This is a genomic window from Pseudomonas sp. W2Jun17, from assembly GCF_023127795.1.
GTDB classification, from domain to species: domain Bacteria; phylum Pseudomonadota; class Gammaproteobacteria; order Pseudomonadales; family Pseudomonadaceae; genus Aquipseudomonas; species Aquipseudomonas synxantha_A.
In genome coordinates, this window is sequence record NZ_SPKO01000033.1 from 21,251 (window position 1) to 42,426 (window position 21,176).

General features: G+C 59.9%; 18 protein-coding genes. 10 read left to right on the forward strand and 8 right to left on the reverse strand.

What is annotated here, in order from left to right:
- Nucleotides 1-2: 2 nt before the first annotated feature.
- Nucleotides 3-788 (reverse strand): transporter substrate-binding domain-containing protein, encoded by a 786-nt coding sequence (locus E4O98_RS20125; RefSeq protein ID WP_103734179.1) that lies wholly within the window; start codon nucleotides 786-788, stop codon nucleotides 3-5.
- Nucleotides 789-1,043: 255 nt separating this feature from the next.
- Here E4O98_RS20125 and E4O98_RS20130 point away from each other — a divergent pair, with 255 nt between their 5' ends.
- The 6 genes from E4O98_RS20130 (at nucleotide 1,044) to E4O98_RS20155 (ending at nucleotide 8,316) form a co-directional block, all read left to right on the forward strand.
- A complete protein-coding gene (locus tag E4O98_RS20130) occupies nucleotides 1,044-1,739 on the forward strand; it encodes an FCD domain-containing protein (RefSeq protein WP_032878811.1) in 696 nt (231 codons plus the stop codon).
- A 120-nt stretch (nucleotides 1,740-1,859) separates the two neighbouring features.
- Nucleotides 1,860-2,189 (forward strand): thioredoxin TrxA, encoded by a 330-nt coding sequence (gene trxA, locus E4O98_RS20135; protein WP_032881181.1) that lies wholly within the window; start codon nucleotides 1,860-1,862, stop codon nucleotides 2,187-2,189.
- A 234-nt stretch (nucleotides 2,190-2,423) separates the two neighbouring features.
- Nucleotides 2,424-3,683, forward strand: a complete 1,260-nt coding sequence (rho, locus tag E4O98_RS20140; protein WP_003176825.1) for a transcription termination factor Rho — start codon at nucleotides 2,424-2,426, stop codon at nucleotides 3,681-3,683.
- 156 nt (nucleotides 3,684-3,839) lie between these two features.
- On the forward strand, nucleotides 3,840-5,822 hold the full coding sequence (locus tag E4O98_RS20145; RefSeq protein ID WP_032878812.1) for an acyltransferase family protein: 1,983 nt from the start codon (nucleotides 3,840-3,842) through the stop codon (nucleotides 5,820-5,822).
- Nucleotides 5,823-5,881: 59 nt separating this feature from the next.
- Entirely contained in the window at nucleotides 5,882-7,348 is a 1,467-nt protein-coding gene (ubiD, locus tag E4O98_RS20150; protein WP_248136099.1) for a 4-hydroxy-3-polyprenylbenzoate decarboxylase, read from the forward strand.
- On the forward strand, nucleotides 7,348-8,316 hold the full coding sequence (locus E4O98_RS20155; protein WP_248136100.1) for a CDP-6-deoxy-delta-3,4-glucoseen reductase: 969 nt from the start codon (nucleotides 7,348-7,350) through the stop codon (nucleotides 8,314-8,316). Before ubiD ends, E4O98_RS20155 begins: the two co-directional genes overlap by 1 nt.
- Nucleotides 8,317-8,437: 121 nt before the next feature.
- Here E4O98_RS20155 and E4O98_RS20160 read toward each other — a convergent pair whose 3' ends face one another.
- Nucleotides 8,438-8,920 (reverse strand): hypothetical protein, encoded by a 483-nt coding sequence (locus E4O98_RS20160; protein WP_005792403.1) that lies wholly within the window; start codon nucleotides 8,918-8,920, stop codon nucleotides 8,438-8,440.
- A 326-nt stretch (nucleotides 8,921-9,246) separates the two neighbouring features.
- Between E4O98_RS20160 and E4O98_RS20165 the strand changes: the two genes are divergently transcribed.
- Nucleotides 9,247-11,634, forward strand: coding sequence for a TonB-dependent receptor (locus E4O98_RS20165; RefSeq protein WP_248127926.1), 2,388 nt, complete (start codon nucleotides 9,247-9,249; stop codon nucleotides 11,632-11,634).
- A 27-nt stretch (nucleotides 11,635-11,661) separates the two neighbouring features.
- Entirely contained in the window at nucleotides 11,662-12,315 is a 654-nt protein-coding gene (locus E4O98_RS20170; protein ID WP_198707213.1) for a gamma-glutamylcyclotransferase, read from the forward strand.
- Here the strand turns inward: E4O98_RS20170 and glpT are convergent.
- Together glpT and E4O98_RS20180 are read right to left on the reverse strand one after the other, a co-directional pair.
- Complete coding sequence (glpT, locus tag E4O98_RS20175) at nucleotides 12,312-13,649, reverse strand: glycerol-3-phosphate transporter (protein WP_032878817.1); 1,338 nt, start codon at nucleotides 13,647-13,649, stop codon at nucleotides 12,312-12,314. The two genes, E4O98_RS20170 and glpT, sit on opposite strands and share 4 nt — an antisense overlap.
- A gap of 292 nt (nucleotides 13,650-13,941) precedes the next feature.
- Nucleotides 13,942-14,919, reverse strand: a complete 978-nt coding sequence (locus E4O98_RS20180; protein ID WP_248136102.1) for an NADPH:quinone oxidoreductase family protein — start codon at nucleotides 14,917-14,919, stop codon at nucleotides 13,942-13,944.
- Nucleotides 14,920-15,069: 150 nt separating this feature from the next.
- On the opposite strand from E4O98_RS20180, the gene E4O98_RS20185 reads away from it, so the two are divergent.
- Nucleotides 15,070-15,477 carry a flagellar basal body-associated protein FliL gene (locus tag E4O98_RS20185; RefSeq protein WP_005792398.1) on the forward strand — a complete coding sequence of 136 codons (408 nt, stop codon included), beginning with the start codon at nucleotides 15,070-15,072 and terminating at the stop codon, nucleotides 15,475-15,477.
- 41 nt (nucleotides 15,478-15,518) lie between these two features.
- Here the strand turns inward: E4O98_RS20185 and E4O98_RS20190 are convergent, their stop codons facing one another.
- The 4 genes from E4O98_RS20190 to E4O98_RS20205 form a co-directional block, all read right to left on the reverse strand.
- Nucleotides 15,519-16,637, reverse strand: a complete 1,119-nt coding sequence (locus E4O98_RS20190; RefSeq protein ID WP_032878820.1) for an ABC transporter permease — start codon at nucleotides 16,635-16,637, stop codon at nucleotides 15,519-15,521.
- Nucleotides 16,637-19,354 (reverse strand): ribosome-associated ATPase/putative transporter RbbA, encoded by a 2,718-nt coding sequence (rbbA, locus tag E4O98_RS20195; protein WP_248136104.1) that lies wholly within the window; start codon nucleotides 19,352-19,354, stop codon nucleotides 16,637-16,639. The genes E4O98_RS20190 and rbbA overlap by 1 nt, the downstream gene beginning before the upstream one ends.
- Entirely contained in the window at nucleotides 19,351-20,316 is a 966-nt protein-coding gene (locus E4O98_RS20200) for a biotin/lipoyl-binding protein (RefSeq protein WP_032878823.1), read from the reverse strand. Before E4O98_RS20200 ends, rbbA begins: the two co-directional genes overlap by 4 nt.
- A gap of 68 nt (nucleotides 20,317-20,384) precedes the next feature.
- Complete coding sequence (locus E4O98_RS20205) at nucleotides 20,385-20,834, reverse strand: EVE domain-containing protein (protein ID WP_032878824.1); 450 nt, start codon at nucleotides 20,832-20,834, stop codon at nucleotides 20,385-20,387.
- 194 nt (nucleotides 20,835-21,028) lie between these two features.
- Here E4O98_RS20205 and E4O98_RS20210 point away from each other — a divergent pair, with 194 nt between their 5' ends.
- Nucleotides 21,029-21,175 (forward strand): hypothetical protein, encoded by a 147-nt coding sequence (locus tag E4O98_RS20210; protein ID WP_005792392.1) that lies wholly within the window; start codon nucleotides 21,029-21,031, stop codon nucleotides 21,173-21,175.
- Nucleotide 21,176 lies beyond the last annotated feature (1 nt).

Below are 21,176 nucleotides of genomic sequence, written 5' to 3' on the forward strand. Positions count from 1 at the left end.
CTTTAGAGGTCAGCAGGCAGCGGTTCTTTGAGCCACTGCAGTGCGTTTTTTTCCAGGCTGCCGTCCGCCTTGGCCGCAACCAGGATCTGGTTGACCTTCTCCAGCAACGCCGGCTCGTTCTTGTTCACGCCTACGTACACCGGCGAATCCTTGAGCTTGACCTTCAGCGCGGGGACGCGTTTGGGGTTGCGCTCGCTGATTGCGACCATGACCACGTTGCCGCTGGCGATCAGGTCGACCTGGCCGGCCAGGTAAGCGGCGATGGTTGAGTTGTTGTCCTCAAAGCGCTTGATCGTGGCTTCCTTGGGCGCCACGGCGGTCAGTTCGATATCTTCGATGGCGCCGCGGGTTACGCTGATGGTCTTGCCCTTGAGGTCGTCGATCGTGCTGATTGCCGCCTCGGGTGGGCCGAACACCGCGAGGTAGAACGGCGCGTAAGCCTTGGAGAAATCAATGACCTTTTCGCGTTCGGGGTTTTTGCCCAGGCTGGAGATCACAAGGTCCACCTTGCCGGTGGTAAGGAACGGAATGCGGTTGGTGCTGTTGACCGGGGTCAGTTCCAGCTTGACCTTGAGCTGGTCGGCCAGCAGCTTGGCGGTGTCGATGTCCAGGCCACGTGGCTGCATGTTGGGGCCGACCGAACCAAACGGCGGGAAGTCCTGGGGCACGGCGACCTTGAGGGTGCCACGGGCGACGATATCGTCCAGACCATTAGCCTGGGCGGGTGCCTGGCTCAGCATCAGGCTGGCAAACAGGGCAGTGAGCAGGGCGCTGTAGCGCTTGGTCATGGCAACTCTCCGAAAAAGGCGAAGGAATTTTCTGAGTTTGCTCAGTGCACAGCCCATGCCAGCTCTCTCGGAATGGTCTGTAAGGCACGGATTCGTTGAAGTGCCATGGTCTTACTGGTCTGAACAGTTGCGAGATTTTTCGCACCCTTTTCGAGCGCCGTAAAAAACGCACGGGCCCCTTTGGGGCGTGGCTTGCCGACAGACTTCAATAGCTTTACAACTAGCTCTTCAGCTGACGGGAACCTTGAGTTTTTTATGAATTCCATTGCCCAAGCCGTACCGGAAGCGGCCTTGCAAGCCATCCGCAAACTGATCAAGGAGCAAGGCTTTGGGCCGGGCGAGGCATTGCCTTCGCAACGCGATTTGGCGATGCGGTTGGGCGTGAGCCGGGCGTCGTTGCGCGAGGCCTTATCGTCCTTGAGCGCATTGGGTGTGGTCAGTGTACAGCCGGGCAAGGGCGTGTTCGTGCTGGCGCCGGACCCGCCATCCGAGCTCGCCTGGCCGTTTGCGGCGCAGGCCACACCGCTGGACATCTTCCAGCTGCGTTACGCGCTTGAAGGGTTCGCTGCGGGTTTGGCGGCAGTCACATTGACCACGAACGAGCTCGACAGCCTGGAAGACAATGTCGAGGCGATGCGCAAGGTCCTCAAAGCGGGTGACTTCGAAGCCGCCGCCCGGCTGGACTTTGAATTTCACCAGCGCATCCTGTTGGCCAGCGGCAACCAGGCCATGGTGAGTATTCTCAGTGCCAGCGCCGAGGTGTTTCTGGAGAGCCAGAAACTACCGTTCATCCGGCCGGAGCGAGCCATGGAGACCTGGCAGGAGCATCGCAAAATCCTGCGCGCCTTGGCCCGGCGCAGCAGTGCGGCAGCGCAGAAAACCATGCAGGAACACGTTCGCAATGCGGCGTTGCGAACAGGCATCGTGTTTGTGACTGCCGTGACGCCATGAGTTGGCTATATCCCCACTCATGCAACACCATAGCAAGACTCAATCAGAGGCGGCTTCCTGAACGAGGGAAGGGCAGCTATGATGGGCAACGTTTTTTTTGCTTACAATCCGGAGACATCCATGAGCAACGATCTTATCAAGCACGTCACCGACGCGACCTTTGAGGCCGAAGTACTCAAGGCTGCTGGCCCGGTGCTGGTTGACTACTGGGCTGAATGGTGCGGCCCTTGCAAAATGATCGCTCCGGTTCTGGACGACATTGCAACCACCTACGAAGGCAAACTGACCATTGCCAAACTGAACATCGACGAAAACCAGGAAACCCCGGCCAAGCACGGCGTGCGTGGTATTCCGACCCTGATGCTGTTCAAGAACGGCAACGTCGAGGCCACCAAGGTTGGCGCGCTGTCCAAGTCGCAACTGGCTGCATTCCTCGACGCGAACATCTAAGCGTCGTCAAAAAAGCCCCGAAAATCTCGGGGCTTTTTCGTAAAGCAGGGCTAGACGCTCCGAAACTCAGGTGGTACATTCGGCCCCGCACTGGTTTCTCCACTGCCCCCTGCAAGCCGTCGCCGACGCATTCCTTTTCGATTAGTACGCGATCCTGTCGCCTTCTCTGCGGCGCGGCCTCATTAAGCCAAAAGCTTAATTTCCCCCCTCCATAAATGATTACGTCATTCCTATATGAATCTGACTGAACTCAAGCAAAAGCCGATTACCGACCTGCTCCAACTGGCCGAAGAAATGGGCATAGAAAATATGGCCCGTTCGCGCAAGCAGGACGTGATTTTCTCCCTGCTCAAGAAGCACGCGAAAAGCGGCGAGGAAATCTCCGGTGATGGCGTGCTGGAGATTCTCCAGGACGGCTTCGGCTTCCTCCGCTCCGCAGACGCTTCCTATCTCGCCGGCCCAGACGATATCTATGTCTCGCCGAGCCAGATCCGTCGCTTCAACTTGCGCACCGGTGACACCATCGTTGGCAAGATCCGTCCTCCGAAGGAGGGCGAGCGGTATTTCGCCCTGCTCAAGGTCGACACGATCAACTTCGATCGCCCCGAGAACGCGAAAAACAAGATTCTCTTCGAGAACCTGACCCCGCTGTTCCCGACCGTGCGCATGAAGATGGAAGCCGGTAACGGTTCCACCGAAGACTTGACCGGTCGTGTGATCGACCTGTGCGCCCCGATCGGCAAAGGCCAGCGTGGCCTGATCGTCGCACCGCCGAAAGCCGGTAAAACGATCATGCTGCAGAACATTGCAGCGAACATCGCCCGTAACAATCCTGAAGTTCACCTGATCGTACTGTTGATCGATGAGCGTCCGGAAGAAGTGACCGAGATGCAGCGCACCGTGCGCGGCGAAGTGGTTGCCTCGACGTTCGATGAGCCGCCAACCCGCCACGTGCAGGTAGCCGAAATGGTGATCGAAAAGGCCAAGCGCCTGGTCGAACACAAGAAGGACGTGGTGATCCTGCTCGACTCCATCACCCGTCTGGCCCGTGCCTACAACACTGTGATCCCGAGCTCCGGCAAGGTATTGACCGGTGGTGTCGATGCCCACGCCCTGGAGAAACCGAAACGTTTCTTCGGCGCCGCGCGCAACATCGAAGAAGGCGGCTCGCTGACCATTATCGCCACCGCGCTGGTTGAAACCGGCTCGAAGATGGACGAAGTGATCTACGAAGAGTTCAAGGGTACCGGCAACATGGAGCTGCCCCTGGACCGTCGCATTGCTGAAAAGCGTGTGTTCCCGGCGATCAACATCAACCGCTCCGGCACTCGCCGCGAAGAGTTGCTGACCGCTGACGACGAGCTGCAGCGTATGTGGATCCTGCGCAAGCTGCTGCATCCGATGGACGAAGTGGCTGCCATCGAGTTTCTGATCGACAAGCTGAAAACCACCAAGACCAACGACGAGTTCTTCCTGTCGATGAAACGCAAGTAATACAGCGTTTCAGGTCCAAAAAAATGGCGCCCTTAATGGGGCGCCATTTTTTTTGCGTCGAGATTCTGCGATTTTTGTGGCATAAGTATCCGTTAAGTAACAAAAATTGACGCGTGACTTCGCTCATCCCTTTCGTCGCAGACTGACCACATTCTTATGACCACCCTTGCTTACCGCAGAGACATCGATGGCCTGCGTGCCATCGCTGTCCTTGCAGTCGTGTTGTTCCACTTTGGTGTCCCTGGCATTACTGGCGGTTTTGTTGGCGTTGACGTCTTCTTCGTCATCTCGGGCTTTCTAATCACGTCAATTATCTGGCGAGAGCGTCAAGCTGGACGCTTCAGTTTCATCGACTTCTGGGCTCGTCGTGCCCGGCGTATCTTGCCCGCGCTGTTTGTGATGATCGCCGCGACACTGGCAGTGGGTTGGTTTCTGTTGGCGCCCAAGGACTATGAAGAGTTGGGGCGGTCTGCGCATTATCAGGTGACCTTTACCTCGAACCTGTTGTTCTCGCGCCAGCACGGCTATTTCGATGCCTCATCGGACATCAAGCCCTTGCTGCATACCTGGTCATTGGCGGTAGAAGAGCAGTTCTATATTTTCTTCCCATTGCTGCTGACCTTGCTTTCCAGCCGTTTGAAGCACTGGCGCCTGGCATTGTTCGCGGTGCTGCTGGCGTCGTTTGGCATGAGCGTCTGGGCGGTTCAGCATGAGCCACAGAAAGCTTTCTTCCTGTTGCATCTGCGGGCCTGGGAGCTACTGGCCGGTGCGATGCTGGCGGTGCAGCCCAAGCGTGAATGGCGCGCCTCGCCGGCCTTGGCGCAAGGAATCAGCCTGGCTTCCCTGGCATTGATCCTCATCGCTGTATTGGGTTACGACGCGAAAACGCCGTTCCCAGGCGCGACTGCGTTGTTGCCTGTGCTGGGTGTGGTCGGGTTGATCTGGGCCAACGGCCAGCAACAGACTTGGGTCGCTCGCCTGTTGGGCACGCGGATCATGGTGGGTATCGGGCTGATCTCTTATTCCTGGTACCTCTGGCACTGGCCGGTATTCGTGTACGCCAACTACGCCGCGGTGGATGGCTTGAGCGCGCTGGAACTGGCGGGGCTGATGCTGCTTTCGCTGGTGCTGGGCTATCTGTCCTGGCGCTTCGTGGAAACGCCGTTCCGGGAAAAACGTTTGCTGGCTTCGCGTAAGGCGATTCTGGCGTCAGCCATGGTCGGCATTCTGGGGCTGGGCTTCACTGGCCTTGCGATACGCGAAGCTGACGGCGTGCCTTCGCGCTTGTCCGAGCAGGCGTTGCGCTTTGCCCAAGCCAAGAAGTGGAGCCCGGACCTGCTGGCGTGCATGGCCGACAAAGATACGCCCGATGAACGCTTGTTCTGCCATTTCGGCCCCAAAGACCAATCGGTTTCAGCGTTGGTATGGGGTGACAGTCACGCTACCGCGCTGATACCGGCACTCAAAGAGGGCGCTGATCGTCACGATATCAGCCTGGTCGAAGCCAGTTTTGCCGGCTGTATTCCCCTCGATGGCCTGGAGAATATTGCCCGCTGCGCGCATTTCAACCGTCGCGTCGAGAAGGCCATGGCTGAGCAGACATTCAGCGATGTGGTGTTGGCCGCCCGCTGGAGCCTGTATGTGTATGGGCAAATGTCGGGTGACAAGGAGCATGCGCTCAAAGACCCCGGCACTGGCCAGTATGTGCGTGCCGTCGCCGAGCAACGCTTCGCCCAAGGCTTGCGCGAACGCATCCAGGGTTTGCGTGCTGCCGGCCATAAGGTATGGCTGGTCAAGGAAGTGCCGCTGCAGGAAATCATCGTGCCTTACCGTCTCAGCCGGTTGGCGATGATGAACCGGCCCGTGAGTGGTGAAGGGCTGGCCGTGGCCGAGCATGTGAAGCGCCAGGCGTTCATCACGCAATTGTTTGACGAACTGGCGGCTGCCGACAGTGGTGTCGCGGTGCTGGACCCTGCGCCCCTGCTGTGCGGCGCCGATGGTTTGTGCCGGGTCGAACTCAATGGCCGCGCGCTGTATACCGACGATAACCATCTGTCAGACGTGGGGGCGCGACACATTGAAGCCTTCCTTGAGCCATTGTTCAGTTCGTTGCAATCACGCAGCTTGACGGCCAATTAAGCTGCCAGCCGCCCTCAGAGCAGGTAGGATGTACGCCTATTTTACGGGTGGCATGGTTAATGAAATTCAAGGATCTTCGGGATTTCGTGCAGCAACTTGAGCAGCGCGGAGAGTTGAAACGTATCCAGATGCCGATTTCTCCGGTACTGGAAATGACTGAGATTTGCGACCGCACCTTGCGCAACAAGGGCCCGGCGCTGCTGTTCGAAAACCCGACCGGCTTTGATATCCCGGTGCTGGGCAACCTGTTCGGTACGCCCGAGCGCGTAGCCTTCGGCATGGGTGCCGAGTCGGTCAGCGAGCTGCGCGAGATCGGCAAGTTGCTGGCGTTTCTCAAGGAGCCCGAGCCGCCCAAGGGCTTGAAGGACGCCTGGTCGAAGTTGCCGATCTTCCGCAAGATCATCGCCATGGCGCCCAAGGTGGTCAAGGATGCGGTGTGCCAGGAAGTGGTCATCGAAGGCGATGATGTCGATTTGGCCATGCTCCCGGTCCAGACGTGCTGGCCGGGCGATGTCGGCCCGCTGATCACGTGGGGCCTGACTGTCACCAAAGGCCCGAACAAGGATCGCCAGAACCTCGGCATCTACCGTCAGCAAGTCATTGGCCGCAACAAGGTGATCATGCGTTGGCTGAGCCACCGTGGCGGCGCACTCGACTTCAGAGAGTGGTGTGAAAAACACCCGGGCAAGCCGTTCCCGGTGTCTGTGGCCCTGGGGGCCGACCCGGCGACCATTCTCGGCGCCGTGACACCTGTGCCCGATAGCTTGTCCGAATACGCCTTCGCCGGCCTGTTGCGCGGTAATCGCACCGAATTGGTCAAGTGCCGCGGTAACGACTTGCAGGTGCCGGCTACCGCCGAAATTATCCTCGAGGGCGTGATTCACCCGGCTGAGATGGCCGATGAAGGCCCTTACGGCGACCACACCGGCTATTACAACGAAGTCGACAGCTTCCCGGTGTTCACCGTCGAGCGCATCACCCATCGGGTCAAACCGATCTACCACAGTACCTACACGGGGCGTCCACCCGATGAGCCGGCGATTCTCGGAGTGGCGCTCAACGAAGTGTTCGTACCGATCCTGCAGAAGCAATTTCCGGAAATCACCGACTTCTACCTGCCGCCCGAGGGCTGTTCGTACCGCATGGCCATCGTGACCATGAAGAAGTCGTATCCGGGCCATGCCAAGCGCGTCATGTTGGGTGTGTGGTCGTTTTTGCGACAGTTCATGTACACCAAGTTCGTTATCGTGACCGACGACGACATCAATGCGCGGGACTGGAACGATGTGATCTGGGCCATCACCACGCGCATGGACCCCAAGCGCGATACCGTGATGATCGATAACACGCCGATCGACTACCTCGACTTTGCCTCGCCGGTATCGGGCCTGGGTTCGAAAATGGGCCTGGATGCCACCCACAAATGGCCGGGTGAAACCACTCGCGAGTGGGGCCGGGTGATCGTCAAGGATGAAGCCGTCACCGCGCGTGTCGATGCGATCTGGAAAGAATTGGGAATAGATTGATGCGTGTAACCCTGCAACCTTCCGGCGCTGTACTGGAGCTGGTCCCTGGCGAACGAATCCTCGAAGGTGCACGCCGCCTGGGGTACGAATGCCCCCAGGCCTGCCGCAATGGCGTGTGCCATGTGTGTGCGGCGTTGCTGGTGGAGGGCCGGGTAAGCCAAGCCGGTGAAGTGCGCGACCATGGCGAGTTCTATACCTGCATCGCCGAGCCGCTGGAAGACTGCATTGTGTTGTGGGATGGCGTACTCGCGCCAGGAGAGTTGCCGTTGCGCAAATTGTCATGCCAATTGATCGAGTGCGTGGAAGTCGGCGGCGATGTCTGGCGTGTGCGCCTGCGCGCCCCGGCCGGTAAGGCGGTGCGTTACCACGCCGGGCAATACTTGATGCTCGAACGGGAGAACGGCGAGAAGTCGGCGTTTTCCCTGGCTTCTGCACCCCATGCCGGGCGTGAGTTGGAGCTGCATGTGCTGGTGCGCGAGGACAGTGCGCGCAACCTTATCAAACAATTGCAGCGCAACCAGATGGCCCGTGTGGAACTGCCGTTCGGTGACACCCACCTGGCCGAGTTGCCGGACGGACCGCTGGTGCTGATGGCCGCCGGTACCGGTATGGCGCAGATGCACAGTCTGATCGAGCACTGCCGCGCTTCGGGCTTCAAGCACCCGGTGCACCTGTACTGGGGCGTACGGCGCCCGGAAGATTTCTACCAGATCGAGCACTGGGATCAGTGGCTGCAACTGCCCAATCTGTTCCTGCACAAAGTGGTCAGCGACCTCTGTGGCTGGGAAGGGCGCTGCGGTTTGCTGCACGCTGTGGTGTGCGAAGACATTGCCGACCTCAATAGCGTGCATGTCTACGCCAGTGGTTCGCCAGCAATGATCTACGGCACCCTGGATGCATTGGTCGATGCCGGTATGGATGCGCACCGTATGCGCGCCGATGTCTTTGCCTATGCCCCACGGCCCTGAAGTGTTGCGCTGAATAATGTGGGAGCTGGCTTGCCTGCGATAGCGGTGGGTCAGTGTCTCATTTGCCGACTGGCGCACCGCTATCGCAGGCAAGCCAGCTCCCACAGGGGGCAGTGTCGTGTCAGAAGCGTAAGCCAGTCGTCACCATCGCTGCATTGAACCCCAGCAACACCAGCTCCGCCGCGACCGGCCCGTAATGGGTACCCACGGACGGAATGATCACTGGCGCTACGCCAAAACGATTCAACGGGATCTTGTCGCGATACTCGCCGCGATAGCCCTGGATCAACCCACCGGTCAACTTCGCATACACCGGGTAGTCGGCCATGTCATAGCGCTTGCCCGCATAGGCGTAGTACGAGCGTTGGCGGAACGAGTTGCGAAAGGTCACCCCGCCATACACCAGGCCCGACGCCTCATTGCGCTCCAGGCCGATCAGGTCCTGTTTGTTGTTGTGTTGCGGGTCGGGTGCAAAGTGCCGGGTGTAGACGCTTGTCTGGGCGTACCAGAAGCCTTTGTCGTCAGTCGCCGTTGGCGTTTCGCTAGCCAGTGCAGTGGTGGCCTGGGCAAGCAATAACAGGCCAGGCAATCGGAATTTTTTCATGGCGACCTCGGTAGTCGATTTGATGAACGGCTAAGTGGGTCGTTACAGGCGCGCCAGTTTGACGGCTTGGCACGCGCCCAGGCTGAACCGGGGCTGAAATTACCGGGATTAGACGCGTGGATCCTGACGAATGGGCGAGCGTGCTTATGCTTTTGCTTATTCTTTTAAGGTATTTATTCTGGATGATGAATATCTTTAAGCTATATCGCAACGGACTACCGACTTCACCGACCATAACCAGATACTGACCGCCACCGCCCGCCAGCCGGATCGATCGTACGAACTTCGCGTATTGCAGTTCTATTTTTGATTCAAAGGGGAGCGGTATGGGGAGCTACAGAAAACACGCGCTATACACGGCGATTTTGTCGGCCAATTTGCTGACCGTTGTGGGATTCAATCCAGTTCTGGCAGACGAAACTTCTGCGGTTGATGCACCTAAACTCGACACTGTGATCGTCACCGGCACCCGCGCCCAAGAGCGCACCGCCAGTGCATCGCTGTCGCCAATCGACGTAATCTCCGGTGAAAACCTGCGCAGTACCGGCTCCGATGAGCTGGGTGCCGTATTGGCGCGGCTGATACCGTCGATCAACTTCCCCCGGCCAAGCCTGGTGGACGGGGCCGAACTGGTGCGTCCGGCGCAGTTGCGCGGTTTGTCGCCGGACCAGGTGTTGGTACTGGTCAACGGCAAGCGTCGACATACCAGTGCCTTCGTCAACCTGGGCGGTGCGGTTGGGCGCGGTTCGGCCCCGGCAGACTTGAATGCTATCCCGCTGTCGGCGGTGGACCATATCGAGGTGCTGCGCGACGGCGCTTCTGCCCGTTACGGCTCCGATGCGATCGCCGGGGTGATCAACGTGATCCTCAAGCACGCCGACCATGGCGGCTCGGTGTCCAGCAAGTTTGGTGAGTACAAAAAGGGTGATGGCATCCAGCGTAATGTCAGTGGTAATACGGGCCTGGCATTGGGCGACAATGGCTTTATCAACCTGTCTGCCGAAGGCGCCGACAACGATTACACCAACCGCGCCGGCGACGATTACCGCCCAGGCAGTATTGGCTCCACCACCTACGGCCAGCGTGTGTTCCGCCAAGGTGAGCCGGCCACCAATGAAGGCAAGTTCCAGTTCAACTCGGAATATTCCTTCAGCGATGCAGCCGAGTTCTACACCTTCGGTGGCTATAGCAAGCGCCGCGGTGAAACAGCGGCGTTCTACCGGGCCAGCAACGCTTCCAATAACATTGCCGCACTCAACCCCAACGGCTACCTGCCACTGATCAAAGGCAACCTGGAAGACACCTCGCTGGTGGTGGGCCTGCGCGGCCTGCTGGCCTACGACTGGCATTACGACTTGTCGGCCAACTACGGCAAGAATCAGTACGAACTGGGCACCGAAACCATCAACACCTCCCTGGGCCTGGCAACGCCGCGCAAGTTCAACAACGGCACCCTGAGCAACGATCAAAAGCAAGTCAGCCTGGACCTGTCCCGTGAGTTCGATGTGGGCTTTCTGCCGTATCCGGTCTCCGTGGCGTTCGGCGGTGAATACCTGCATCAGGGCTATGAAATCGAGGCGGGCGAGCCAGCGTCCTATTACCAGACCGGCAGTTCCGGCCTGGGAGGCTTCCGTGATGCCGACGCCGGCACCAGCACACGCCATAACTGGGCACAGTACCTGGACCTGGAAACCAACTTCACCGAAAAACTCAGCGCCTCGGCCGCCGTGCGCCATGAGGATTACAGTGACTTTGGCTCCAACGTCAGCGGCTCGCTGTCGGCCCGCTACGACTTCACCCCCCAGGTGGCCTTGCGCGGCAGCATCTCCAACGGTTTCCGTGCGCCGTCCCTGGCCCAGCAGAATTTTGCCTACACCTCATCGCAGTTGATCGGCAGCACCATCCAGGAAGCCGGCACCTTCCCGGCCAACAGTCAGGTGGCACGCCTGCTCGGTGCCGAAGACCTCAAGGCGGAAAAGTCGCGCAACTACAGCCTCGGCCTGGTGCTGGAGCCGGCCGATGACCTGACCGTCACGCTCGATGTGTACCGCATCGACATCCGCGACCGCATCAGCCTGTCGTCTAACCTCAATCTCAACCCGGCCACGGTGGCTTACCTGCAAGCCAATGGCGTCGGCAATATCAACTACACCACGGCCCGTTACTTCACCAACGCCACGGACACCAGCACCGATGGCGTCGATCTGGTAGCCAACTATCGATACCAGCTCGATAACGGCATTCGCTGGAACAGCACCCTGGGCTATAACTACAACCACACCAAGGTCACCGATGTGAAAGCCAACCCGGCGGTACTCGATAGCCTGGGGGCCAACCTGGTGCGAGTGGACCGTCGCGAACGTATCGGCTTGCTGGGCGACACCACACCCCAGCACAAACTGAGCCTGGGCAACGACTTCACCTTCGGTAATTGGGCGCTGCACACTAACCTGGTGCGCTATGGTGAGTTCACCAGTTATCAGGCGGACAAGGTCAACGACCAGACCTTCAAAGCCGCCTGGGTGCTGGACCTGTCAGCCGACTACAAGCTCAAGAACTGGACCTTTACCCTTGGGGGCGACAACGTTACCGACAAATACCCAGAGAAGGTTAATGCTTACGCCAGCAGCGGCGGCAATCTCGCCTACAGCACTTTTTCGCCGTACGGTTACAGCGGCGCGTTCTATTACGGTAAAGTCGCTTACAACTGGTAACACACAGGAGGCGCACCGCTTTTCGCCATGACCGCCATTGAAACCGATCTTTTGCAGTTGGCTTACCCTCCGCGGCTCGATCTTGGGCCGCAACTCACTCACGAACAATTAATGAGCTCGATGCAGGCCACTATGGCCCGGCACAAGGGTGGGCCAGTGTGGCTGTTTGCCTATGGTTCGCTGATCTGGCGCCCTGAATGTTCGTCGACCGAACGGGTGCGCGCACGGGTTCATGGTTATCACCGCGGCTTGTACCTGTGGTCCCACGAGCATCGGGGCACGCCGGAGTTGCCGGGGTTGGTGTTCGGGCTGGATCGCGGCGGGTCCTGCAGCGGGTTTGCCTACCGCTTGCCGGAGGACCAGTTGGAGGCCTCGCTTTACGCCCTATGGCAGCGTGAGATGCCTTACCCCTCGTACCGGCCGCACTGGCTCAGTTGCCGATTGGAAGATGGCAGCACCGTGCAGGCGTTGGGGTTTGTTCTGGAGCGGCACTTGCCCAGCTATGCCGGCAACTTGCCCGATATTGTGCTTAATCATGTGCTGCAAAGCGCTTGCGGGCGTTACGGCACGACTCGCGATTATGTCGAGCAGACCGTGAACGCCCTGCGTAGCCACGCCATGCCAGATAAAAACCTGGAGGCGCGGCTCAAGCGTTGTGCCAGGGATTGCTCTGCCGATTAACGCGCCGAGCTGACGCTGTTGGTGTGCCACAGCGTGGGGATCAGGAACGCGATCGCCAGTACACAGGCACCAATCAGCAGCACGAAACCACCGTCCCAGCCGAAATGGTCAACCGTGTAGCCCATGGCCGCACTGGCTGCTACCGAACCGCCCAGGTAACCGAACAAGCCGGTGAAACCCGCGGCAGTGCCGGCGGCTTTTTTCGGTGCCAGCTCCAGCGCCTGCAGGCCGATCAGCATGACCGGGCCGTAGATCAGGAAGCCGATTGAGAACAGCGCAATCATGTCGATCATCGGGTTGCCCGGCGGGTTGAGCCAGTAAACCAGGGTCGCCACGGTGACCAGCGCCATGAACACGATACCGGTCAGGCCGCGATTGCCACGGAAGATTTTGTCCGACATCCAGCCGCACAACAACGTGCCTGGGATACCGGCCCACTCATAGAAGAAATACGCCCAGGACGACTTATCGACCGTGAAGTGCTTGGCTTCTTTCAAGTAGGTCGGCGCCCAGTCCAGTACGCCGTAGCGCAACAGGTAGACGAACACGTTGGCGAAGGCGATGTACCACAGCATTTTGTTGCGCAGCACGTACTTGACGAAGATTTCCTTGGCGCTGAATTCGTCTTCGTGGCTGGCGTCGTAGCCTTCCGGGTAATCGTTCTTGTACTTCTCGATAGGCGGCAAGCCCACCGATTGCGGGGTGTCGCGCATGGTGATGAAGGCAAACGCCGCGACCGCCAGGGCCACGGTGGCCGGCACGTAGAAGGCAGCATGCCAGTCGTTGAACCACGCCATGCCCAGCAGGAACAGCGGGCCGATCAAGCCACCGCCGACGTTATGCGCCACGTTCCACACGGACACCACGCCGCCGCGTTCTTTCTGCGACCACCAGTGCACCATTGTCCGCCCACTCGGCGGCCACCCCATGCCCTGGGCCCAGCCGTTGATGAACAGCAAAATGAACATCATGGTCACGCTGGACGTTGCCCAAGGTGCGAAACCGAAAATGAACATCACCCCCGCTGAAACCAGCAGGCCGAACGGCAGGAAGTAACGTGGGTTGGAGCGGTCGGACACCAGCCCCATGAGGAACTTGGATAAACCGTAGGCAATCGCAATCGCCGACATCGCCAGGCCCAGTTCACCACGGGTGTAACCCTCGTCGATCAAGTAGGGCATGGCCAGGGAGAAGTTTTTGCGCAGCAGGTAGTAGCCGGCGTAACCGAAGAAAATACCAGCGAAGATCTGCCAGCGCAGCCGTCGGTAGGTACTGTCTATTTTTTCTTCAGGCAGAGGCGCCTGGTGTGCGGCAGGTCGAAAGAAAGCAAACATTCAAGAGCTCCAAATTTCTTGTTTTGACTGCGGATGCGAATGTTACAGTTTCGTTACCGAAAATAGCATCGCCTCTTATCTGCAAACACAGGAAACGAGAGCAATTGCATGTTCTTTTACGAACATGTCGCTAATAGATAAGTGTGGGTCGTGATCAGTTCTCTTGAGCACTGGGGATCAAAATGTGGGAGGGGGCTTGCTCCCGATAGCGGTGGTTCAGTCACTCATGTACTCACTGACCGACTCCTATCGGGGGCAAGCCCCCTCCCACAAGGACCGCATTTCAGATCAATCAGCGTGTCTGGACGACGACCTTACCCACTGCCTTGCGCTGCCCCAGATCATTGATCGCCTGGGCAGCCTGCTCCAGCGGATACACCTGCGACACCAACGGCTTCAACTTGCCCTCGGCATACCACGTGAACAACTGCTGAAAATTCGCCGCGTTATCCTGCGGCTGGCGCTGGGCAAACGAGCCCCAGAACACCCCAACTACCGCCGCGCCCTTGAGCAATGCCAGGTTCACCGGCAATTCGGGAATGCGCCCGCTGGCAAACCCCACTACCAGCAGGCGGCCGTTCCAGGCGATGGCGCGGACGGCCTGGTCAAACAGGTCGCCGCCCACCGGGTCGTAGATCACATCCGCGCCATTGCCGCCGGTGAGGCGTTTGATCTCGTCCTTGAGGCTGGTTTCGCTGTAGTTGATCAACTCATCAGCCCCGGCCGTCTTGGCCACCGCGAGTTTGTCGGCGCTGCTGGCGGCGGCGATCACGCGTGCGCCCATGGCCTTGCCGATTTCCACCGCGGCCAGGCCCACACCGCCGGAGGCGCCTAGCACCAGCAGGGTCTCACCGGGTTGCAGGTTGGCGCGCTGTTTAAGCGCGTGCATCGAGGTGCCGTAGGTCATGCTGAAGGCGGCGGCGATGTTGAAGTCCATGCTCGGCGGAATCGGCAGCACGTTATAGCCAGGCACCGCGACCTGCTCGGCAAAGCTGCCCCAACCGGTCAACGCCATTACGCGGTCACCGACCTTCAAGTGGCTGACTTTCTCACCCACCTCGCTGACCACGCCCGCCGCTTCGCCACCGGGTGAGAATGGAAAGGGCGGCTTGAACTGGTACTTGCCCTCGATGATCAGGGTATCCGGGAAGTTCACCCCGGCCGCGTGCACGTCCAGCAGGATTTCGTTCTTCTTGATCGCAGGGCTGGCGATCTCTTCCAGCACCAGGGTTTCGGCGGGGCCGAAGGCTTTGCACAGCACAGCTTTCATCGGACTATTCCTTTTGGCATCGTGGCCGATAAGTGTAGGAGGGTGCGCCCGTGGGTCAACGAGCATACCCGCGCCTGATAAGCCCCCATAAGCTTGTGCTCAGCCTTGCTAGCGTTATGCTACCGGGCAAACGAATTCGAGGAATGAACTGTGAAAGCGTGGATCCTGTTGATGCTGGCCCTGACGTTGCCGATGGCTGTCCAGGCCGAAGAGGCCAAGGAAGGCGAGGCGCCGAAGGTCAGCTATATCAGCCTGACGCCGCCATTCGTAGGCAACTATGGCCTGGATGGCACGGCGAAGCTCAAGGTTTACAAGGCCGATATCGCCCTGCGCGTGACCGGCACCGAAGCAGCTGCGGCGGTCAAAGCCAACGATCCGTTGATCCGCAACCAGCTGGTGGCGCTGTTTACCCAGCAGACCAGCGAGGCCATGAGTACGGTCGAAGGCAAGGAAAAGCTGCGTCAGGAAGCCCTGAAACAAACCCAGCAAGTGATGAATGACGAGACCGGCAAGCCGATGGTGGAAGATTTGCTCTTCAACAATCTGATCATCCAGTAAAGCCGGCGCTTAGCGCCATTCGCGAGGTCCTGCCAGGCGTCTCAGGAAGCCAGGCTCTTGCGAAACCGCGCCAACGCCACCGCAAAAAACACCAAGCCAATCGCCGTCAGGGCCAGCAAGTCTGGCCACACCACGCTCAACCCCGCATCCCTGAATAGAATCGCTGCACTCAAGCTTACAAAATGCGTCGATGGCGAGCCCTGCATCACCCACTGCAACCATTCGGGCATGCTATCCAGCGGCGTACTGCCGCCAGAGAGCAACAGCATGGGAATGATCACCGGGATCGCCAGCAGGCCGAACTGCGGCGTCGAGCGGGCGAGAGTGGCGAGGAAGATCCCCAACGCAGTACTCGCAAATAAATACAGGGCCGTCACCAGCAGGAACAGGCCCAATGACCCGGCCAGCGGCACGCCGAGCAAGCCTTTGACCACCAGTTCCAGGGACAGCCACGTACACAACACCACCACCAGCATGTTGCTCCAGATTTTTGCCAGCATGATCTCCAGCGCGGTCAGGGGCAGCACCAGCAGATGGTCGAGGGTGCCGTGCTCGCGTTCGCGCAGCAGGGCGGTGCCGGTCAGCACGATGGCGAGGATGGTGATGTTGTTGACGATCTGGATCACCGCCAGGAACCAGCCACCTTCCAGGTTGGTATTGAACAACGCCCGGGTGGTCAGCAGGGCCGGAGCTTTGCCGGCAGCATCGGCCTGGCTGCTGTAGGTCAGCAGTTCGCGTTGGAAAATCCGCCCGATGTAACCCGCACCCATGAATGCCTGGCTCATCGCCGTGGCATCAACGTTCACCTGCACCCCCGGCTGGCGCCCCGCCAGCAGGTCGGCCTGGAAATTCGCCGGTACATTGACGACGAAGGTGTATTGGCCGCTGTCCATGACCCTGTCCAGCTGGTCGTAGGCCAGTGGCGCCGGCGCCTGGAATTCCGGTGGTTGCAGGGCCTCGGCCATTTGCCGCGAGAGCGCGCTGTGATCTTCATCGACAAAGGCCACGCTGGCGTTGTGCACGCCAATCACTGAACCGGCAGCGGGCATGTAGATCGCCACGGTGAAGGCGTAGAACAGAAATAGTAGCAACACGCTGTCGTGGCGCAGGCTGGTGAGTTCCTTGAGCCCCAGGCGCAGGATATGGGCGAGCTTGTGCATCAGGCCTCCTGCTTCTTGAGCATCACCAGGCTCAGCCCGGTAAAACCGACGAAAAATCCGAACAAGGCCAGGCATTGTGGCCACAACTGGCGCAGGTCCAGGGCCTTGGTGAAGGTGCCCACCGCAATATCCAGAAAGTGCCCGGCCGGAAACAGCATGCCCATCAGCGCCGCCGCACCTTCCAGGGACGAACGCGGCACGATCAGCCCGGAAAACTGGATGGTCGGCAGGCTGGTGATGATCATGGTGCCGAGGATCGCCGCGATCTGGGTGCGGGTGAACGCCGAGATCAGCAGACCCATGCTCGTGGTCGCCAGCACGTACAACAGGCCACCGAAAGCCAGGGTCAGGCCGCTGCCTTTGAACGGTACACCGAACAACCAGCGGTTCATCGCCACTAGCAGTGCCAGGTTGACCAGGCTGACGACCAGATAGGGCGCCTGTTTACCCAACAGGAACTCCAGGCGCGTCAGTGGTGTGGCATAGAAGTTGGTGATCGACCCCAGCTCCTTCTCGCGCACAATGCCGAGGGCGGTGAGCATGGCCGGAATGAACGCCAGGATCAGCGCCATCACGCCAGGGCCAATGGCATTCACGCTGACCACGTCCTGGTTGTAGCGAAAGCGTGTTTCAAGCTTGACGGCGGCCCGGTTGTTCAAGGGTAAGCTACTGAGTTCAGCCAGTTGCGCAAGGTTGCCCTGGTGCACGGCCTCCACGTAGTTGCGGCTGGTTTCAGCGCGAAACGGCATGCCGCCGTCGAGCCAGGCCGCGACGGTGGGCTGGCGGCCGGCGTAGAGGTCACGGCCAAAGCCGGGTGGGATCTCCAGGGCCAGCTTGATTTCCGAACGTTGCAGGCGCCGGTGCAATTCGTTGGCGTCGCGAATGGGTGCTTGCTCGGCGAAATAGCGCGAACTGCGAAATGCCTCTAGATAGGCGCGGCTTTGCGGGGTCTGGTCCTGGTCGTAGACGGCGAAGGCGAGGTTTTCCACGTCCAGGGAAATCCCGTAGCCGAAGATCACCATCATGAACATCGCCCCGAGCAGGGCGAAGGCCATGCGTACTTTGTCGCGCAGCAGCTCCTTGCCTTCGCGGCTGGCCACGGCTAACCACCGCGCCAGGCTGAAGCCGTGTTTGCTCGCGGGCGGCGCGTGGGCATCGTTGACCGTTGCACGGGGCGCGCTGGATTCGGGTTCGCCCTGGGCCTGCTCCAGGCAGGTGACGAAAGCCGCCTCCAGGGTATCGCCGTGGAACTGCTGTTGCAGCGCCTCGGGCGTGTCGCAGGCCAACACCTTGCCGGCATGCATCAAGGAGATGCGGTCGCAGCGCTGGGCTTCGTTCATAAAGTGGGTGGACAGGAAGATGGTCACGCCTTGTTGGCGCGACAACTCGATCAGCAACCGCCAGAAATCATCCCGTGCCGCCGGGTCGACACCCGAGGTGGGCTCATCGAGGATCAGCACTTCCGGGCGATGCAGCACCGCAACCGCCAAGGACAAACGCTGGCGCAGGCCAAGGGGTAACTCGCCGGAGGGCTGTTCGGCCACTTCACCCAGGTCGAAACGTTGGATCAGTTCATCAATGCGCGGACCGCTGTCGGCCTTGGGCAAGTCGAACAGTTGCGCATGCAGCACCAGGTTCTGGCGCACGCTCAGTTCGCCATACAGCGAGAAGCTCTGCGACATGAAACCTACGCGCTTGCGGGTCGCCAGGTCCTTGGCGTCCACCGGCTTGCCCAGCAGGATTGCACTGCCCTCGGTGGCCGGCATCAGCCCGGTCAGCACTTTCATGGTGGTGGTCTTGCCGCAACCGTTGGAACCGAGGAAGCCGAAGATCTCGCCGCGGCCAATGGCAAAGCTGACGTTGTTCACCGCGGTGAAATCGCCAAAGCGCAGGGTCAGGTCGTGGGCTTGAATGGCGATATCGGCGTTGCCGCCTGTGCGCGGTGGAATTACCAGCGGCTGGCTGTCGTGAGCACTGTCGCCCTGGAAGTGGGTGAAGGCCTCATCCAGCTTGCCGCTGGGCGTTATCGCCGCCAGTTCGCGGCTCAGTCCATCGGCGATCAACCTGCCACGGTCGAGCATCAGGCAATGCTCGAATTGCTCGGCCTCTTCCATGTAGGCGGTGGCCACCAGCAGTGTCAGTTGCGGGCGCTCACTGCGTACGCTATCTACCAGCTCCCAGAAACGCCGGCGGGACAGCGGGTCGACGCCGGTGGTGGGTTCGTCGAGGATCAACAGGTCCGGATCATGGATCAGTGCGCAGCACAAGCCGAGCTTCTGTTTCATGCCGCCAGAGAGCTTGCCTGCCGGGCGCTCGGCAAAGCGTGCGAGGTCGGTGGCGAGCAGCAGGTTGTGCATGCGCTGGTCGCAATCGGCTTTCGACAGGCCGAACAAGGTGGCGAAGAAACGGATGTTCTCGCTGATGGACAGCTCGGGGTACAGATTGCCGCCCAGGCCCTGGGGCATAAAGGCAATGCGCGCGTACAGGCTATTGCGGTGGCGACGGTCTTGGATGGAACCGCCGAGCACCTGCAACTGGCCCTCCTGCAGCTTTTTAACCCCGGCGATCAGACCCAGCAGGCTCGACTTGCCGGCGCCGTCCGGACCTATCAACCCGCAGCGGGTACCGGCTGGCAAGCTGAAGGCAACGTCGAGCAGTGCCTGTTGCTTGCCGTAGCGGTGGTTGATCCCCGTGGCGTGCAGCGCCAGGCCGCTCATTGCAGGTTGGCCGGCCAGTCGACATCGGCCGTGCGTACATAGCCCGCGCCGGGCATGCCCGGTTTGGCTTGTGGCACGGCGCTGGGCTGAGTCAGGCGCAATTTGACGCGGAACACCAGTTTTTGCCGCTCATCGCGGGTTTCGACTTCCTTGGGAGTGAACTGGGATTTGGCCGCGACAAAACTGATTTTGGCCGGCAGCGCTTGCTGGGGCAGGGCGTCGAGCAGGATGCGCGCTTCACTGCCGACGGTCAGGCGGCCGGTGACGGATGCGGGCAGGTAGAGATTCATGTACTGGTCATTGGGGTCAATCAGCAGCAACACGCGACCACCCGCGCCGAGCACTTCGCCCGGCTCGGCCAAGCGCAATTGGATGATGCCGTCGATGGGCGCACGCAGGCTGCTGTCGTCGATTTCGCTGGTGAGTTGGGCGACTTGGGCCTGGGCCGCACCGATCGCGGCCTTCACTGCGTTGACTTGGGCTTGGGCCGCGATCACCGCCGCATTGCCGGTGTTCTGGCGAGCTTGCTGCTGGTCGATCAATTGGCTGCTGGCAAAGCCGCGCCGGTACAGCTCTTGGGTGCGCTTGAGTTCCTGGCTGGCCAGCAGTTGCTCGCTTTGGCGCAACTGCACGTTGGCTTCAGCAGAGGCGAAGTTTTCCCTGGCGCGTAACACCTCTGCTTCGGCCTGGGCGCGCTGGGCTTGCAGGGTGCGGGTGTCCATGCGTGCCAGCAACTGGCCCTTGAGCACTTTGTCGCCTTCATCCACGTGCACTTCGGCCAGGCGCCCGGGGATCTTGGCGGCGATTTGCACTTCGGTGGACTCCAGGCGCCCATTGCCCATGCTCAAGCCCTCGGGCAGGCGGTCCTGGGTCGAACGCCAGTAGCCAAAGGCCCCCGCCCCCAGCAAGAGGACGATCAGGGCGATGGCGAACAGACGGGACGTATGGTGGTTCGTAGACATGGCTGCATCCTGCGGCGTTAGCGTCCAGTGTGATGGGTTTGGCCCGTGAGGGTCTTGATATCGGTCAGTTAAAGCAGCTGAAGGATGGCCGTCCATTGTTCAGGCGTGACCGCCATGACCGAAAGCCGGCTACCTTTCTGCACCAGCGGCATTTCGGCAAGAGCGGTTTGCTGCTTTAGATAGCCCAGGCCCAGCACCTTGGGGAAGGTGTTGACGTGGCCCACGGTGATGGCACTCCACGGATTTTTCTCCGCACTGGCCTTGGCGTCGAAATAATGGCTGTCCGGTTCCAGCGCTGTAGGATCCGGGTAGGCGGCCTCGACGATTTTGCCGATGCCGGCAATCCCTGGCTCCGGACAGCTGGAGTGATAGAAGAAAAACTCATCGCCCACCGCCATGGCGCGCAGAAAGTTGCGCGCCTGATAGTTGCGAACCCCATCCCAGCGCGCTTCGCCGAGCTTTTCCAGGTCCTCGATGGACAATTCGTCAGGCTCGGATTTCATCAGCCAGTAGGCCATTTTTGGGCTCCTGAAAAAGGCATTGGGCAAGTTGTCGGGCAATTGCATGACAAACCGACAGTCGGTTGGCGTCAAGGTTTGCGTGTTGGTTCACGTTACCGCAGAATGCGCGCTTTTAGGCTTGGCGCAGCTGCAACGGACTACTTTGGAACGTTGTTGTCATCGTGTACGAGGTGCCTGAAGGGGGGCAATCGATGCAACGTAAACCGGATTTACTATGGATTTTGGTTATTTTGTTTGGTCTGGGCGTTGTGACCACCGGGTATGCCCAGAGCTTGTGGTCGAACAAGGCCGACGCACCGGTTGAACTCTCGCCAGTGCAGCAACAATTCAAGCGTTAAT

Excerpts from the sequence above, each read along its gene's own strand:
- E4O98_RS20125 (WP_103734179.1), bottom strand. The coding sequence starts at position 788 with ATGACCAAGCGCTACAGCGCCCTGCTCACTGCCCTGTTTGCCAGCCTG.
- E4O98_RS20130 (WP_032878811.1), top strand. The coding sequence starts at position 1,044 with ATGAATTCCATTGCCCAAGCCGTACCGGAAGCGGCCTTGCAAGCCATC.
- trxA (WP_032881181.1), top strand. The coding sequence starts at position 1,860 with ATGAGCAACGATCTTATCAAGCACGTCACCGACGCGACCTTTGAGGCC.
- rho (WP_003176825.1), top strand. The coding sequence starts at position 2,424 with ATGAATCTGACTGAACTCAAGCAAAAGCCGATTACCGACCTGCTCCAA.
- E4O98_RS20145 (WP_032878812.1), top strand. The coding sequence starts at position 3,840 with ATGACCACCCTTGCTTACCGCAGAGACATCGATGGCCTGCGTGCCATC.
- ubiD (WP_248136099.1), top strand. The coding sequence starts at position 5,882 with ATGAAATTCAAGGATCTTCGGGATTTCGTGCAGCAACTTGAGCAGCGC.
- E4O98_RS20155 (WP_248136100.1), top strand. The coding sequence starts at position 7,348 with ATGCGTGTAACCCTGCAACCTTCCGGCGCTGTACTGGAGCTGGTCCCT.
- E4O98_RS20160 (WP_005792403.1), bottom strand. The coding sequence starts at position 8,920 with ATGAAAAAATTCCGATTGCCTGGCCTGTTATTGCTTGCCCAGGCCACC.
- E4O98_RS20165 (WP_248127926.1), top strand. The coding sequence starts at position 9,247 with ATGGGGAGCTACAGAAAACACGCGCTATACACGGCGATTTTGTCGGCC.
- E4O98_RS20170 (WP_198707213.1), top strand. The coding sequence starts at position 11,662 with ATGACCGCCATTGAAACCGATCTTTTGCAGTTGGCTTACCCTCCGCGG.
- glpT (WP_032878817.1), bottom strand. The coding sequence starts at position 13,649 with ATGTTTGCTTTCTTTCGACCTGCCGCACACCAGGCGCCTCTGCCTGAA.
- E4O98_RS20180 (WP_248136102.1), bottom strand. The coding sequence starts at position 14,919 with ATGAAAGCTGTGCTGTGCAAAGCCTTCGGCCCCGCCGAAACCCTGGTG.
- E4O98_RS20190 (WP_032878820.1), bottom strand. The coding sequence starts at position 16,637 with ATGCACAAGCTCGCCCATATCCTGCGCCTGGGGCTCAAGGAACTCACC.
- rbbA (WP_248136104.1), bottom strand. The coding sequence starts at position 19,354 with ATGAGCGGCCTGGCGCTGCACGCCACGGGGATCAACCACCGCTACGGC.
- E4O98_RS20200 (WP_032878823.1), bottom strand. The coding sequence starts at position 20,316 with ATGTCTACGAACCACCATACGTCCCGTCTGTTCGCCATCGCCCTGATC.
- E4O98_RS20205 (WP_032878824.1), bottom strand. The coding sequence starts at position 20,834 with ATGGCCTACTGGCTGATGAAATCCGAGCCTGACGAATTGTCCATCGAG.
- E4O98_RS20210 (WP_005792392.1), top strand. The coding sequence starts at position 21,029 with ATGCAACGTAAACCGGATTTACTATGGATTTTGGTTATTTTGTTTGGT.